This is a genomic window from Hoeflea sp. YIM 152468 (genome assembly GCF_029210485.1).
Lineage (GTDB): Bacteria > Pseudomonadota > Alphaproteobacteria > Rhizobiales > Rhizobiaceae > Hoeflea.
Genome location: NZ_JARGET010000014.1, coordinates 71,387 through 87,061 on the forward strand (window position 1 = coordinate 71,387; position 15,675 = coordinate 87,061).

The 15,675-nt window shown below is 59.8% G+C and carries 10 protein-coding genes; 3 read left to right on the top strand and 7 right to left on the bottom strand.

Going from position 1 to position 15,675, the window contains the following annotated elements; translation table 11 throughout:
• Positions 1 to 52: 52 nt before the first annotated feature.
• From pdxY to PZ897_RS08745, 3 genes are all read right to left on the bottom strand, one after another.
• On the bottom strand, positions 53 to 946 hold the full coding sequence (gene pdxY / locus PZ897_RS08735) for a pyridoxal kinase PdxY (RefSeq protein ID WP_275751750.1): 894 nt from the start codon (positions 944 to 946) through the stop codon (positions 53 to 55).
• Complete coding sequence (locus PZ897_RS08740; protein ID WP_275751723.1) at positions 946 to 1,185, bottom strand: hypothetical protein; 240 nt, start codon at positions 1,183 to 1,185, stop codon at positions 946 to 948. The genes pdxY and PZ897_RS08740 overlap by 1 nt, the downstream gene beginning before the upstream one ends.
• Before the next feature lie 116 nt (positions 1,186 to 1,301).
• On the bottom strand, positions 1,302 to 1,880 hold the full coding sequence (locus PZ897_RS08745; protein ID WP_275751725.1) for a peroxidase-related enzyme: 579 nt from the start codon (positions 1,878 to 1,880) through the stop codon (positions 1,302 to 1,304).
• 97 nt (positions 1,881 to 1,977) lie between these two features.
• Between PZ897_RS08745 and PZ897_RS08750 the strand changes: the two genes are divergently transcribed.
• Both PZ897_RS08750 and PZ897_RS08755 read left to right on the top strand, forming a co-directional pair.
• Entirely contained in the window at positions 1,978 to 6,768 is a 4,791-nt protein-coding gene (locus tag PZ897_RS08750) for an NAD-glutamate dehydrogenase (protein ID WP_343217450.1), read from the top strand.
• 34 nt (positions 6,769 to 6,802) lie between these two features.
• The gene (locus PZ897_RS08755) at positions 6,803 to 8,206 is read left to right on the top strand and encodes an MFS transporter (RefSeq protein ID WP_275751727.1); all 1,404 of its coding nucleotides are present in this window, start codon (positions 6,803 to 6,805) and stop codon (positions 8,204 to 8,206) included.
• Positions 8,207 to 8,367: 161 nt separating this feature from the next.
• Here PZ897_RS08755 and purH read toward each other — a convergent pair whose 3' ends face one another.
• The 4 genes from purH to htpX form a co-directional block, all read right to left on the bottom strand.
• The gene (purH, locus tag PZ897_RS08760) at positions 8,368 to 9,981 is read right to left on the bottom strand and encodes a bifunctional phosphoribosylaminoimidazolecarboxamide formyltransferase/IMP cyclohydrolase (protein ID WP_275751729.1); all 1,614 of its coding nucleotides are present in this window, start codon (positions 9,979 to 9,981) and stop codon (positions 8,368 to 8,370) included.
• A gap of 178 nt (positions 9,982 to 10,159) precedes the next feature.
• The gene (locus PZ897_RS08765) at positions 10,160 to 11,842 is read right to left on the bottom strand and encodes a heparinase II/III family protein (RefSeq protein WP_275751754.1); all 1,683 of its coding nucleotides are present in this window, start codon (positions 11,840 to 11,842) and stop codon (positions 10,160 to 10,162) included.
• A gap of 164 nt (positions 11,843 to 12,006) precedes the next feature.
• Positions 12,007 to 13,398 (bottom strand): RsmB/NOP family class I SAM-dependent RNA methyltransferase, encoded by a 1,392-nt coding sequence (locus PZ897_RS08770; RefSeq protein WP_275751755.1) that lies wholly within the window; start codon positions 13,396 to 13,398, stop codon positions 12,007 to 12,009.
• The gene (gene htpX, locus PZ897_RS08775) at positions 13,389 to 14,318 is read right to left on the bottom strand and encodes a zinc metalloprotease HtpX (RefSeq protein WP_275751731.1); all 930 of its coding nucleotides are present in this window, start codon (positions 14,316 to 14,318) and stop codon (positions 13,389 to 13,391) included. Before htpX ends, PZ897_RS08770 begins: the two co-directional genes overlap by 10 nt.
• Before the next feature lie 228 nt (positions 14,319 to 14,546).
• Here htpX and PZ897_RS08780 point away from each other — a divergent pair, with 228 nt between their 5' ends.
• Positions 14,547 to 14,741, top strand: a complete 195-nt coding sequence (locus PZ897_RS08780; protein WP_275751756.1) for a DUF1674 domain-containing protein — start codon at positions 14,547 to 14,549, stop codon at positions 14,739 to 14,741.
• Positions 14,742 to 15,675 lie beyond the last annotated feature (934 nt).

Below are 15,675 nucleotides of genomic sequence, written 5' to 3' on the forward strand. Positions count from 1 at the left end.
GCCATGGCCGGGGGCCCCGGTTTCATCGCCGGTAAAGGGCGGCTCGATGCACTCACGACTTGTTGGCGCCCGCCTTCGACATGACCCGGCGCATGTTGACCATGGCCATGGGGGTTCGCAGACTCTGCGCATCGGTTTCCAGCGTCAGTTCATCGGCGCCGCGGCGCGCCGTGCGCGCCAGAATCTCGAACACCGCGCCGGTCGCCATCTGCAAGGCCTTTTCCTCGGCAACCCCCTCCAACAGCCGGGCAAGGAATGTCGCCGACATCAGATCGCCGAGCCCGTTGGGCGCATTGGGAATAAGCCGGTGCTCTGCCATCACCGATTGCCGGCCACTGACCAGCAGATTGCCGGTGCTGCCTGCCATCATCGCCAGCGCCGAGGTGACCAGAACCCGCGCCGGCCCCAGCGTCTCCGCCGCCGCGATCATCGATCCGGAATCGGTCATCGGCGCACCAGCCAGCCAGGCAAGTTCATGCACATTCGGCGTGGCAATATCGGCAATCGGGATCAACACCGATGCGATCGCAGCAGCAACCTTTTCGGGGACGTAAAGTCCCTCCATGTCGCCAATGACCGGATCACACATGTAAATCGCGTCGGGATTTGCTGCGCGCACCGCAGCCACGAGGCGGCCAACATCGGCGGCCTGGCCGACATCTCCGAGATAGCCGCTCAGCACTCCGCCCACCTCTGCAAGCCATGGAGCACGGCAAAGATCGTCGATCAGAGCCGAGAAATCTTCGCGTGACGGCACAATCCGTGTCGCCCTCGAATGCCCCGGATGCCATGGCAATATCACCGTCGGCATCGCCCAGACGGGAAAGCCGAGCGTTTCAAGCGCAAACACCGCGGCGCGGTTGCCGACCGATCCGCGCACCACATGGCTCGAAATCACGATCACGGAGGTGCGGATATCGGAATTGCGCCGGCTTGCCGCACCCATCACGAGATCGTCCCGATCATCCACACAACCAGTCCTGCGAATGCAATCAGCGCCAGACCGCGCGCGATCCGGGTCCCCCAAACTTCGATGGTGTCGGTGCGATCGGCATCCCTGGCGGCGAAATGATCGCGCACGCTGGTGGCGGCCGATTTCATCACCGGCGATGCCGACAACCCGCCCTCCTCGCCAAGACGGTCAAGCGTGCGCTTGGCTTGCCGGACTGTTTCATCATCTTTCATGGTAGGCACTCCCGGCCAGTTTCGATTTCATCCTACCTGCCTGTGGGCCTGTGGCACGACACCGCTTTCTCTTCGAACCCGGTCACGGCGAAAAATTCCACTTCTACAGCGGCCGCTCAGCGGGCAAGTCCGTGATAGTCTGTGTTTGGTCTCATATCGGTAGCCGAAGCCATTCGGTTGGTCATGTTGAAAAAGGCCGCGACGGCGGAAATATCCCAGATATCACGATCGCTGAATCCGGCGTCGCGCAGTCTCTGCCTGTCCGCCTCGACGATCCGCGCTGGCTGCTCGGTGACGAGAACGGCAAAATCGAGCATTGCGCGCTGTCGCGGTGGAAGATCCGCCACCCGGTAGTTCATCACCATCTGTTCGCCAAGCATCGGATCTCCCGACAATTGCCGGACCGCCGCACCGTGTGCAGTCAGACAGTAATAACAGCTGTTGATGGAAGAGACCGCAACCGCAATCAATTCACGATCGAGCTTGCTCAGGTTCGAGTCCGCCAGCATCAAATCATTATAGAAGGCAACGAAAGCCTCGAGCTTGTCGTTGTTGAACGCATAAGCCTTGAGCACATTGGGCACCATGCCGAGCTTTTCCCGGCATTTGGCGAAATAGGCCGTCATTTCGGCACTTAGCGGCGCTTCCTGGTCAAGTGTGAGCGCTGTGGCGGCTTCCGGTAGGTCTTTGGTCATGATTCCTCCAGTAATAACAGATGGCCACGAATTCGGGTCGCTTTGACACACACTTCTGTTAGGATTCGAGCAAAGATCAAGCCCTGGAGGATTTGGAATGGGGGTCAAGAATACCCGCAAGTCGGAAAATTTGCTTGCTGAGGCAGCGTCAGTCGCCACCAAAGACAACAAGCCGCATATCAATCCCGACGTCCTGTTCTCCAGCGTCAGCATGGATGACCTGGGGTTGTTTCCGGCCGAATCGCTGGCTGCATCGGCTATTCTGGCCGAATCCGAAGTTCGCGCCTGGGATGGAAAATCGACGCGCTTGAGCCTTGTAGACGCCGATCAGGCCACGATTGACGGCCGCGATGTCTCGATTCTGGCGATCACCACCCTCAACAAACCCTTTCTCTATGATTCGGTCATGGGAGAGGTCACGTCGGATATCCGAGACATTCTGATGGCGCTGCATCCCATTCTGGTCATCTCGGGCAAGAAACCGGCAGTTCTTTTCTCCCACGGAGACAGCAGTGAACCCGCTGAACGGGTCAGCCACATACAGATACACATGCCGCGTCTGAGCCAAGCCGCGGCCGAGAACCTGAAAACCCGGGTTCGCCATGTGCTGGATCAGGTCCATGCCGCGGTGAACGACTGGAAATCGATGCTGGCCATGATCGACCACAGCGCGGCCGATCTGGTGGCGCTTGATGTCGACAAGAAAACCGAACCGGCGCGCCAGGAAGCGCTCGCCTTCATCGGCTGGCTGCGCGACAACAACTTCACATTCCTCGGCATGCGTGAATATGTCTACACAGGCAATGGCAATTCAGCCCAGTTGAGCCGCGCCGCCACCGATGGTCTTGGTATCCTTGCCGATCCCGACGTGCTTGTGCTGCGTCTTGGCAAGGATCAGGTCACCACAACACCCGAGATCCTCGACTTCCTGCAGGGTCCGGATTTTTTGATCATCACCAAGGCCAATGTGCGGTCGGTGATCCACCGCCGCACCTATATGGACTACATCGGCATCAAGCGGTTCGACGCCAAGGGAAAGGTCATTGGCGAGTTGCGCATCGTCGGCCTGTTCACCTCCACCGCCTACACCCGCTCGGTCACCAAAATTCCGCTGCTGCGCTCGAAGGTGCAAGCGGTTGTGTCGGAATTCGGCTTCGATCCCGAAAGCCACTCCGGCAAGCTGCTGCTCAACACGCTTGAGGCCTATCCGCGCGACGATCTGTTCCAGATCGACGCCGGTTTGCTGGCGCGGTTCTGCCTGCAGATCAATGAGCTCTCCGACCGGCCCCGGGTTCGGGTGCTGCCGCGCATCGACCGGTTCGACCGGTTTGTCTCGCTGATCGTCTATGTTCCGCGTGATCAGTATGATTCGGTCGCACGCGAGCGCATCGGCGACTACTTCAAGACCGTCTACAATGGTCGTGTGTCGGCTTATTACCCAGCCTTTCCCGAAGGCGGCGTCGCCCGGGTACACTTCATCATTGGCCGCTCCGAGGGCAAGACGCCCCAGGTCCCGCAGGAACAGCTGGAACGTGACATCCGCTCCATCGTCACCCGATGGGAAGACCAGTTCCACTCGCTTGGTGGCACTGCGGCCGAGCGGATGTCTGTCAGCCAGTCCTACAAGGAAAGCTTCAAACCCGAAGAAGCTCTCGCCGACCTCGACAACATACTGGCCTGCAAGGAAACCGGTACACTCCAGATCGCCTTTTATCGCGGCAGCGACACCCCTGCTGATCAACTGGCGCTTAAAATCTTCCATGCCGGGGTACCGGTCGCCCTGTCACGCCGGGTGCCATTGCTGGAAAATCTCGGCTTCAAGGTGATCAGCGAACAGACACACGAAATTTTTCTCGATGAGCAGGCTGGCGTTTCAAGCACCGTCGTCCTTCACGATATGGAAATCGTCCACGAGGACAAGCGTCCCATCGATCTCGACGTGGATGCGCAGAGGCTTGAACAAGCCTTCCTGTCGGTCTGGCGCGGCGACAGCGACAATGACGGCTACAACCGGTTGATCACCAATGCCGGTGTGTCGGTGCGCGAGGCAGCTGTCCTGCGGGCCTATGCCCGTTATCTGCGTCAGGCTGGAATACCCTATTCGCAGGAGTACATTGCGCATAGTCTCAACCGATATTCCGGTATTGCCCGGCAATTGTACGAATTGTTCCGGAACCGATTCGATGTCGCAACCAAGCCGGATGAGCGCGTTGAACAGAACACCAGACTGATGGGCGCGATCGAGGCCGCGCTGGCCGAGGTTCCCAGTCTTGATGACGATCGGATCCTCAGCCGCTACGTCAACGCCATTCAATCGACGTTAAGAACCAACTACTTCCAGACCGGTCCGGATGGCAATCCGCGGCGCGCACTGGCCTTCAAGCTTGATCCCAAGAGCCTGGAAGGCTTGCCGGAACCGCGGCCATTCCGTGAAGTGTTCGTCTATGGAGCTGAGGTCGAGGGTGTTCATTTGCGCTACGGACCGATTGCCAGGGGTGGCCTGCGCTGGTCGGACCGGGCACAGGATTACCGGACAGAGGTACTGGGGCTGGTCAAGGCACAGCAGGTCAAGAACGCCGTGATCGTGCCGGTCGGTGCCAAGGGCGGCTTCTATCCGAAACGGCTGCCGAGCGAAGGCGGCCGAGATGCGGTTTTCGAGGCCGGGCGCAATGCCTACAAATTGTTTATCCGCACCTTGCTGTCAGTCACCGACAACATCGTCGGCGATGCTGTCGTGCCGCCCGCCAACACCGTTCGCCATGATGTCGACGATCCCTATTTCGTGGTCGCCGCAGACAAGGGCACCGCCACTTTCTCCGATACCGCCAACGCGCTCAGCCAGGAGCAGGATTTCTGGCTTGATGACGCGTTTGCGTCAGGCGGCTCTGCCGGCTACGACCACAAGAAGATGGGCATCACCGCGCGCGGCGCCTGGGAAGCGGTCAAACGGCATTTCCGCGAGATGAACATCGATATCCAGACCACACCGTTCACCGTCGCCGGAGTTGGCGACATGTCGGGCGACGTGTTCGGAAATGGCATGCTGCTGTCGGAAAAGATCCGGCTGCAGGCGGCGTTCGATCACCGCGATATCTTCATTGATCCCGATCCCGATTGCGCTGTCGGTTTTGCCGAGCGCAGCCGGCTTTTCGAGCTCGGCCGATCCAGTTGGCAGGATTACGACAAATCCAAGCTGTCAAAGGGCGCGATGATCATACCACGCTCGCTTAAGTCTGTTGATCTGACCGCCGAAGCTGCAGCGGTAATCGGGCTTCAGCCCGGCAAGGCAGCGCCGCAGGATATCATGAGCGCGATTCTGACTATGCAAACGGATCTGTTGTGGTTTGGCGGCATCGGCACCTACATCAAGGACGCCAGCGAAAGCGACGCCGATGTCGGCGATCGTGCCAACGATGCTATTCGTGTAACCGGCCGTCAGGTTCGTGCCAGGGTGATTGGCGAAGGCGCCAATCTCGGCGTCACGCAGAAAGGCCGTATTGCCTATGCGCTCAATGGTGGCCGCTGCAACTCGGACGCCATCGACAATTCCGCCGGGGTCAATTCATCCGACGTCGAAGTCAACATCAAGATTGCCCTGGCCAACGCCATGCGGGAAGACCGTCTGACCCGGGCCAAGCGCAACACCTTGCTGGCCACGATGACCGATGAGGTGGCCGACCTGGTGCTGCGCAACAACTATCTGCAGACATTGGCCATATCGATTGCCCAAGCCGATGGAATTGCCGGCGTTGGCAAGCTCAACCGGGTGATGGGCAATCTCGAAGGCCGCGGGCTTCTCGACAGAAAGGTCGAGTTCCTGCCTGATGATGTCGCGGTGGCGGAGCGAGTGGCGGCCGGTCATATCTTGACCCGTCCCGAGATCGGCATTTTGCTGTCCTATACAAAGCTGGTGCTGTTTGACGAGATCGTTGCCAGCTCCCTGCCTGACGATCCTTATTTCGATGACACGCTGAGATCATATTTTCCCAAACGAATGCAGAAGCTGCATTCCACCGACATCGCCAGCCACCGGCTGCGTCGCGAGATTATCTCGACGCTGCTTGGCAATGATGCGATCAATCGCTGTGGACCGGCTTTTGTCATCGGTCTGGGAGACAAGTCCGGCGCCACGGCCGAAGACATCATCAAGGCCTTTGTGCTCGCCCGTGACGGTCTTTCACTGAACCAGCTTTACGCCCAGGTCGATGCTCTCGACGGCAAGGTTCCCGGAGCGGTTCAGAACCAGCTTTACGTCAGCATCGGCAACACACTCAGGGACGTGACCGGCTGGGCACTCAAAACCGGTGCCGCCCAGGGTGATCTGGCGGCAGCGGTCAAAACCATGCAGCAGAGCGTAGGCAAGCTTGTCGACAAGTTCGCGGCCGCCATGCCTGATTTCATGCTCCAGGAAGCAGAAACCATCAGGAACGAACTGATCGCCCAAGCGGTACCGGTCGACCTGGCAGGCGCGATTGCCGGATTGGACGGCCTGACACTGGCGCCCGAAATCTGTCAGGTCGCTGCGCACTCGAAAACCGATCTTGCACATGCCGCGCAAGCATTTTTTGCCATCACCGAGGCGTTCCGGTTGAGCAAGATTGCCGCCGCAGTCGACCGCATTCCGGTGTCCGATCATTTTGAAGGCCTGGCGCTGGCCCGCAGCCTTGATGAAATCTCCGAAGCCCGCCGGATTATCGCCGGCTCAGCGCTGGACAGCAACCCAAAGGTCATCGATCCGGCAGACCAGTGGCTCAGAGCCAACAAGGATCGCGTCGCCCATGTCCGCAGTCAGATCCTGACGCTGACCGACAGCGGCGAGTTGTCGGTAGCAAAACTCACCGTGGCCGCCGGCATGTTGAGCGATCTGGCTCGGTCCATGCGCGCTTGACGAGGGGAACCGCACTGACAAGGGGGCATCGGAAATGACTGAAGCAACTGTATTGCCGTCCGCATCCGGCACGCAACAGCGCGGCGTCTTTGGCTGGATGATGTTTGACTGGGCGGCGCAACCGTTCTTTACAGTCGTCACCACCTTCATCTTCGGCCCCTATTTCATCAGCCGCATGGCCAGCGATCCGGCCACCGGCCAGGCCGCCTGGGGCTATGGCATTGCCGCCGGCGGTTTGCTGATCGCACTGTTTTCACCCGTGCTCGGATCAATTGCCGATCAGACCGGGCCGCGCAAGCCGTGGATCGCAGTGTTTGCAGTCATCAAGATTCTGGCGCTGTGCGGCCTGTGGTTCGCTGCACCCGGTTCAAATCTTGTCGCGATTGTGGCGCTGTTCACGCTGGCCTCCATTGCGGCGGAGTTTTCAATCGTCTTCAATGATTCGATGCTGCTGCGGATTGCGCCGAAAGCCCAGATCGGCCGCATTTCCAACCTCGCCTGGGGCCTGGGCTATCTCGGCGGAATGATCGTGCTGATCTTCATCATTGGATTTCTGGCCTCTTCGCCTGAAACCGGAAAGACGCTTCTGGGTATGGATCCGCTGTTTGGTCTTGATCCGCTCAAGGGAGAGGATGCACGCGCGTCAGGCCCGATATCGGCGCTTTGGTATGCCGTTTTCATCCTGCCGATGTTTCTGTTCACCCCGGATTCAGGCGGCCGGCGGGCCCTGCGCGGGGCCGTCAGGGACGGCCTGTCCGAACTCAAGTCGACGCTGGGTGAAGTGCGGCACCGGTCTGGCATTTTCCGCTTTCTCATCGCCCGGATGATCTATCAGGATGGCGTCAATGCCCTTCTGGCGCTCGGGGGCGGGTTTGCCGCGGCGATGTTCAGCTGGTCAATTACCGAAATCGGTCTCTACGGCATCCTTCTCAATGTGATTGCGATTTTTTCCTGCCTTTACGCCAGCCGGCTCGACACCAGGCTGGGCTCCAAGACAGTGGTGATGATCTCGATCCTGCTGCTGCTGATCGCCACGGTGGGCATTGTATCGACCGGTCCCGGCTTTACCCTGTTTGGCACATGGTCGCTCGGCCATGCCGATAGCGGCGGGCTGTTCGGCTCCGCGGCGGAGAAGGCTTACATCGCATTCGGGCTGCTGATCGGGATTGCTTTCGGGCCGGTCCAGGCTTCCTCGCGCGCCTATATGGCGCGCAGCGTGACCGAGGATGAAGCGGGCCGCTATTTCGGCATCTATGCGCTGGCGGGCAGGGCGACGAGTTTCGCAGCCCCTTTCCTGGTGGCTACGGTGACGGCCTTGTCCGGCTCCCCCCGCCTCGGCATGGCGACAATCGTCATCTTCTTCGCACTCGGTCTGGCAATTCTTTGGACAACGCCCTATCCGGCAGACCAGCCGGCGCGCGAACCAGCCAGTCGCTGAAGAACCTGCCGTTGCCCATGGCATCCTGCCATACCTGGAGTATCGAGCGTCCGGACCCAGGGTATGCTGGCGCATGCGGTGTCACAATGCTGCAGCGACCTTTGCGCATCTCGCCGGACGCCTGGCGCTGCAGGTGCTGCATAGCGGCCTTGCAACCGGTATCAGTGGCGGAAATGCCGCATTCCGGTGAACACCATCGCCACGCCGGCCTCATCCGCCGCATCTATGACATCCTGGTCGCGCATGGATCCGCCCGGCTGAATCACCGCTGTGGCCCCGGCCTCGATTGCCGAGAGCAACCCGTCCGCAAACGGGAAGAACGCGTCCGAAGCAACAACGCTGCCTCGTGTCAGCGGCGTCTCGAGACCAAGAACCTCCGCCGCATCGATTGCCTTGCGGGCTGCGATCCGCGCCGAATCGACCCGGCTCATCTGACCTGCGCCGATCCCGACGGTGGCGCCATGCAGAGCATAGACGATGGCGTTCGACTTGACGTGCTTGGCGACCCGGAAGGCAAAGGCCAGATCAGTGATCTCACGCGCATCCGGCGCCCGCTTGGTCACCACCTTGAAGTCCTCGGGCAAGACAATGCCGTTGTCGCGGCCCTGCACCAGCAGGCCGCCGGCAACGGTCTTCACGGTCATTCCGGGCTCGCGCGGATCGGCAAGACCGCCGGTGATCATCAGCCGCAGATTCTTCTTGGCTAACAGGATCTGTCTTGCCTCTTCGCTGGCGTCCGGCGCGATGATCACCTCGGTGAAGATCTTGACGATCTCGGTGGCGGTCTCTGCATCAAGCGGACGGTTGAGCGCGATGATACCGCCAAAGGCCGAGGTCTGGTCACATTCGAGCGCCCGGCGGTAGACCTCGCTCAGACTGTCGCCAACGGCGACACCGCAAGGATTGGCGTGCTTGATGATGGCACAGGCGGCCTTGGCCTGGTCGAATTCGCTGACCAGCTCGAACGCCGCATCGGTGTCATTGATATTGTTGTAGGAAAGCTGCTTGCCCTGCAACAATCTGGCGGTCGCCACGCCCGGACGGTTCTCACCGGTGGAGTAGAACGCCGCCGACTGGTGCGGGTTTTCCCCATAGCGCATGACGTCGAGCAGTTTGCCGCCGAAAGCCCGATGCCGCGGCGCCGCCATTGCCAGCTCCGTGGCAAACCAGCCCGACACGGCAGCGTCGTAGGCAGCGGTGCGCGCAAAGGCCAGGGCTGCAAGCTCGCGGCGAAGCGCCAGCGGAACCGAACCATCATGGTTTCTGAGCGCCTCGACAACACGGCCATAATCATCCGGATCTGTAATTGTGGTGACATAGGCATGGTTCTTGGCCGACGCCCGTATCATCGCCGGTCCGCCAATATCGATGTTCTCGACAATCGTGGCAGTCTCGGCGCCTCGAGCCACGGTCTCTTCAAACGGATAGAGATTAACCACCGCCAGATCAATTTCCGCGATCGAATGATCCTGCATCGCAGACACGTGACCGGCGTCGTCTCGAATGCCGAGCAAGCCGCCATGCACGCCAGGATGCAGGGTCTTGACCCGACCATCCATGATTTCGGGAAAGCCTGTCAGCTCGGAAACATCTCGCACCGCAAGACCGGCAGCTTCAAGCGCGGCGCGGGTGCCACCGGTGGACACAAGCTCGACACCGGCCTCGGCAAGGGCCTGGGCAAACTCGATCAGGCCGGTCTTGTCCGAGACCGACACCAAGGCCCGGCGGACGCGCACCAGATCGGGCACAGGATGGTTTTTGGAAACAACAGCCATAGGGAATTCCTTCGAAATCTACCGCTTCAACCAGGCGGCAGGGCTGCGTTAACACAGGCGGAACCGCGTTAAAACATGCAACCGGGCTAAACTGTGGAGCATTGTTCTCAGCAGTCGGTTACTGCGGCTGGCCATAGGATGCTGGTGACGGCACGAGCCAGGGGCGCGCCACCCGGGTTCAAGCCCGGGGCAAAGCCGTGCGGATCAGCTTCCAGTCAATCTGCGGCACCTCGCCGACAACAAAGCTGAGGGTGATTTGTTTGCTGGCGCGCGGACCTGCGAGATCGGCAAAATGCACGTCCTCCTCGATCTTCGGCTCTAGATCCCGTGCGATAAAGAGCCAGCTTTCCCCGTCGCTTGCCGTCAGGAGAACAGCGCCGGTTTCATCCTGCGCTACAGATATGGTCGGATGAATGTGAAACCGGGCCACAGCCTCTGTCAGGTCATCGGACCTGGGTTGGCTCTCATCCGGCCTGAGCAGTTGATCCCGGCCCTGCACCTCGTGGCCATTCGCCAACAGCCTGATCTTGCGGCGGTGCAAAAGCCCCAGACTACCGACGTAACCGTCATGAGTCGCATCGAAACCCTGATGCTGCCCCTCCTCGTCAAGCGACACCAGGCGAACCCGGCGCACGCCGCCGGTGACGATCCGGCCGAGGAAAGACGAATGTGAGAACGTCAGCGATGATCTGTCATCCAGCGTCACTGTGCTGTGAGCAGCCGTCAGACGGGCAAAATCCGCATAGGGCGTATGTGAGATCACCGGTGCACCGGCATTGACGACAAAACGATTGGCGCCTGATGACAGTTCGAAGGAAAGGCAGCCGGCATGTGCCTGGGCCGACACGCTCCCCCTGGGCGGCCAGCCGGTGTCGGCGATCACGATGGCATTGCCAGCAGACAGTCTTTGATAACGCGAATGTGGCATTTCCCGGAATGCAGTCCCGGCCGTTTCGTCGTAATGCAGAATACCAAGCAATCGATCCGCCGAGAGCGCCGATGAACCGTTAAACAAGGCCAGTTCGCCATTTGCATGACGAAAAAACCGCAGCGCCGAGAACATCCGGTCCATCGTTGCAGCCATGCCGCGCGGCGGCTTCTGGCCCAGATTGACGTAGGTCTGCCGCAAGGGCAGCAAATCGGTTAGCAATTCGATCAGCACCAGCGGATTGCGCGACAGGTGTCCGCCATCCGGCAAAATCTGGGTATCGAACTCGCTGTCGAGATTGCGCGCGGCAGCACGGACCGAACCGGTGCTGGCCGGAAGACACAGGCTTGCCATCGCCAGGGCGATCCGGGCCTTGAAACGGATGGCATCCGCCGGCAACGCCCCCGCCACATGTTTCAGATAGCGGTTTTGCAGCGCTATGCTCTTGAGAAACCGCCGATAAAACCCGTGATCGGCGCCGCGCAAAACAATTGGAGAGTGGGAAAACCACGAAATCAGACGATTGGCCAACACCTCCGGATCATAAGCCAATCCGCCCAATTCGCGCCCTTCGACCACAATCCAGTCGTCAACAAGCGACCGCGCATTGGCAAATGCCAGATCGTGATTGGCAGCCCGCATATGCCTGAGCCAGCCGAACCCGTGCAGACTGCGTGCAAATGACAGATTTGGCGCCTCCAACTGGAAAGGACTGCCGCCACCGGTATCGACCATCGTTCCGCCCATGGCGAAACGTCCGGAGTAGATCTCTTCGGCCAGATGTGAATCGGCCATGCGCAGATCGATCGGCGCCACCACAAGGCGGTCCGGAGAACTGCCGGCAAAGCGCATTGCATTGAGTCGGCCCAATGCAATGCGACGAGCAAACCGTCGCCAGAACTCGGTTCCGTACAACTGCGCTGACCGATGCATATCGCCTACTGAAAATGCCAAATGGGAAATCCTGAACCGGGTTCCGGTATGTCGCCGGACCGGAATCGTAACACAGTCGGTTGATTGTTCAACTGTCGCTAATGTGAGCGCTGTGCCGAAGTCAGGGTCGACAACACCAAAGCTGGACACCGGCCTGCTCATGATCAGCGCCGTGTCAGCACCACTCCGTAAAACCCGTCGAGGCCGGCGAGCCGCGGATCCTCATTGGCAAGCATGGCCGGATGGGTCCTGATCTCGCCTTTTTTCGTAATGGCCAGTTCAAGACCGGGCCATCGCGCCGGATCGATCGGCTTGATTTTCCAGGCCGGATGATCGGCCAGAAATCCCGCCACCATCTCTTCGCCTTCGGCTGGATCGATCGAACAATTGGCAAACACCAGCTCGCCCTGTGGACGGACAAGCCCAGCCGCATGATCGAGCAAATCCCGCTGCACTTGCGCCAGCCGCTCGATGTCGTCGGGTCCCTTGGTGTAGAAAATATCAGGGTGGCGGCGCACTGTTCCTGTCGACGAACACGGCGCATCCAGAAGCACCCCGTCGAACCCGTCCGGCGCAACCAGATCCTGAGCTCTGGTCAGACGCGTGGCAACATCAAATCCCAGCCTTGCCATGTTCCCGCGCAGGCGCTCAAGCCGGTTCGCCGACTGATCGCATGCGGTCACCCGGGCGCCGGCCAGTGCCAGTTGGGCGGTCTTTCCGCCGGGCGCGGCGCACAGATCGGCAATCTCCAACCCCTCGAGTTTGGAAAACATCTGCGCCGGAAGACTGGCAGCCGCATCCTGAACCCACCAGCCACCGTCATCATAGCCCTCAAAGCCCGATACCGGCCCCTCCGGGCGTCCGATACGCACCGACCCTGTCGGCAGCACCACACCGCCAAGCCGGGCGGCCCAACCCTCGGCGTCCGTCTTAACAGTCAGGTCGATCGCCGGTGGCTGTGACAGATTGCTCAGGATGGCATCGGCTTCGTCTGCATAGGAGCGACGAAGCCGGCTTTCGAACCATTCCGGAAAGTCCGGCGTGACCGCGGAAATCTCGGGCAGCACCGTCTCCTTCTCGCGCGCCATGCGGCGCAGCAATGCGTTCACCAGCCCGGCAAAGCGCCGGTTGCGCGGATCTGCATCCGCCTGGCTCACAGCCAGATCCACCGCAGCACGATCGGGTATGTCGAGATAGAGAATCTGCGCGGCGCCGACGCGGAGCACCTGGCGGAGTGCCTTGGCGCCATCCGGTAACGGCGTGTCGACCAGCTGGTCGATAAACGCATCGATCACCCGAAGATGCCGCAGCGCCGACAGAAGTATGGCCCGCACCAGAAGCCGGTCCTGGTCGCCAAGCCCGGTAAAGGCCGGATTGCCGCCGGTGGCATCGAGCAGACCGTCGAGGGAAGCGCGGCTTTCGGTAACCGCAGACAAGAGCCGTGCAGCGGCCTGGCGCGCGGCAAGGCCGGGCTTCATCTCTGCCGGGTCGCGGCGATGGTGCTTCTTGTGGGGCCTGCTGCGCTTTCCCTCCGTCCCGGAACCAGTCAAGACCAGGGTCCCTTGCGGCCCGCCCCGTCACGGCCCCAGGGACCGGGCTGGGGTTCCCCGGCCGGGCGGGTGCGTGAAACCGCCATCTCGCCAGCCATAGCTTCAAGAGCTGCGATGCGGTTTTCCGTTGCCGGATGGGTTGAAAACAGGCTGTCCATGCGTTGACCATTCAAAGGGTTGATAATGAACATATGGGCGGTTGCCGGATTTCGTTCGGCGTCCTCGTTGACCACACGTCGGGCCCCCATGGCAATCTTTTTCAGCGCCGAGGCCAGCCACAGCGGATTGCCGCAGATTTCCGCGCCGCGCCGGTCGGCGGCATATTCGCGGGTCCGGCTGATGCTCATCTGCACCAGCATGGCGGCAAAGGGCGCAACCAGCATGGCGACCAACACGCCGATAAAGCCGAACGGATTGTTGTTGTTGCGGTTGCCGCCAAAGAACAGCGCGAAATTGCCAAGCATGGAAATCGCGCCGGCAAGCGTGGCCGTGATCGTCATGATCAAGGTGTCGCGATTTTGCACATGGGCCAGCTCATGCGCCATCACTGCTGCAACTTCCTCGTCGCTGAGCGCTTCAAGCAACCCCGTGGACGCCGCCACCGCGGCATTCTCGGGATTGCGGCCGGTGGCAAAAGCATTGGGTTGCGCATTGCGGATCACATAGACCCGCGGCATCGGCAAGCCCGCATTGTGCGCCAGATCCTCGACTATTCTGTAAAATTCCGGTGCCGTGCGCGCATCGACTTCGACCGCATGGTGCATTTTCAGCACCATCTTGTCGGAGTTCCAGTAGGAAACTCCGTTCATGACCATCGCGATCACCAGGGCAATCATCATGCCGCCGGTACCGCCAATCAGGTAGCCGACGCCCATGAACAGCGCGGTCATCAGCGCAATCAGCATGGCGGTGCGAACAAGGTTCATGTGCCGTTTCCTTTCCAGCGACCATATGCCCTTGTCCGGGACAAGGCGCAGGGGTTTGGTTTTCGTCGCATGTGGCGCTAGATATGGGATGTTTCGAGTTGATCTTCAATGCAAACACCAGACCGGCAGAACAATCCAATGACCCATGATCCAGCCGCTGAATCTCAGTCGTCCGGCCTTCCGACAGCCCGCACCAAGCAGGATGAAGCGGCCACCGCCGCTGGTCTTTTGCCAGATGCGGACACCGCGGCCAGACCCCCGCTCAGTCCGGCGGCTCAACGTGCTCTGGCAGAAGCCGACGCCCGCCGCAGAGCAAGGGATGCAGAAGCTCAGCAGGCCGAGCGGGAGTTTGGCGGCCGTGGTGGTGCCGATCCGGCCCGCTATGGCGACTGGGAGATCAACGGCCGCGCCATCGACTTCTGATCTGCCACATTGACTTCTCACAAGTAAGGAATATATTGGCGTTATTATCTTTGACAAACCAACGCGAGTTTGTGGTATGAGTAATCTCCGGTAGAGGAGGAGATTACAAATGAAGCGTGTCAGAAAGTCAGGCCCACCAAACGTGGTCAGGCCGTTCCAGCCGTCTATCGACTTAGATGGCTCTATGGAAACCAGCGAGAAAGTTGCAGAAGCGCTAGAGCACATCGCTGTAAGCATCTCCGCAATAGACCATAACCTAGAGGTTTTGGTGCAGCACCTAATCTCGACATCTCAGAAGCGGTAAGAGTTGGCGGCTTCAGTCCTGCGCATTCGCTCGCTGTAAGCATCTGTGTCTCCGTCCTTGTTCACATAAAAACTTCTACATATCTAAATTATGTAATAGCCACAGTAGCTTAAGTATTGTGCGGCGCACCCGCGAATCGTTCGCGGTGCAATATTTGCCAATACGCTGGGAATCGGATTACTCTAGCCGCAGGGATCACGCGTTGTTCACGTTTTCCCCCACAGGGAGGAGGCTTTTAAGCCCCTGTTATTAATTGATAAATTCTTAGGTCTACAACTTCAGGGCTGTGGACTGTTCCCGGCTGCTTGACTCCCGACAACAGTCTTCTTCATATCTACGCTGGCTCCGAAAGAAAAAACCGTCGCAAAGCTGGCGAGCCGCGACGGTTTATATTTTCGGATCTTGCAAAGATTGGAGTCGGATGCAGGACGTATCGAAAATGTGCATGACTTTCATGAGTCATTTTTCGTCTACGGTCAATACCGGCTCCTTCAATATGAAGGACAGACTTAATGACCACGAAAACGAATGAACCTTCTTACCAGCTCACATTCGATGACGCTGTTCAGGATCGTGTCCCAGGACGTGGTGTAGCTTCGGCGTTCGCCTTGCCCTCCGAACAGAGCCGGA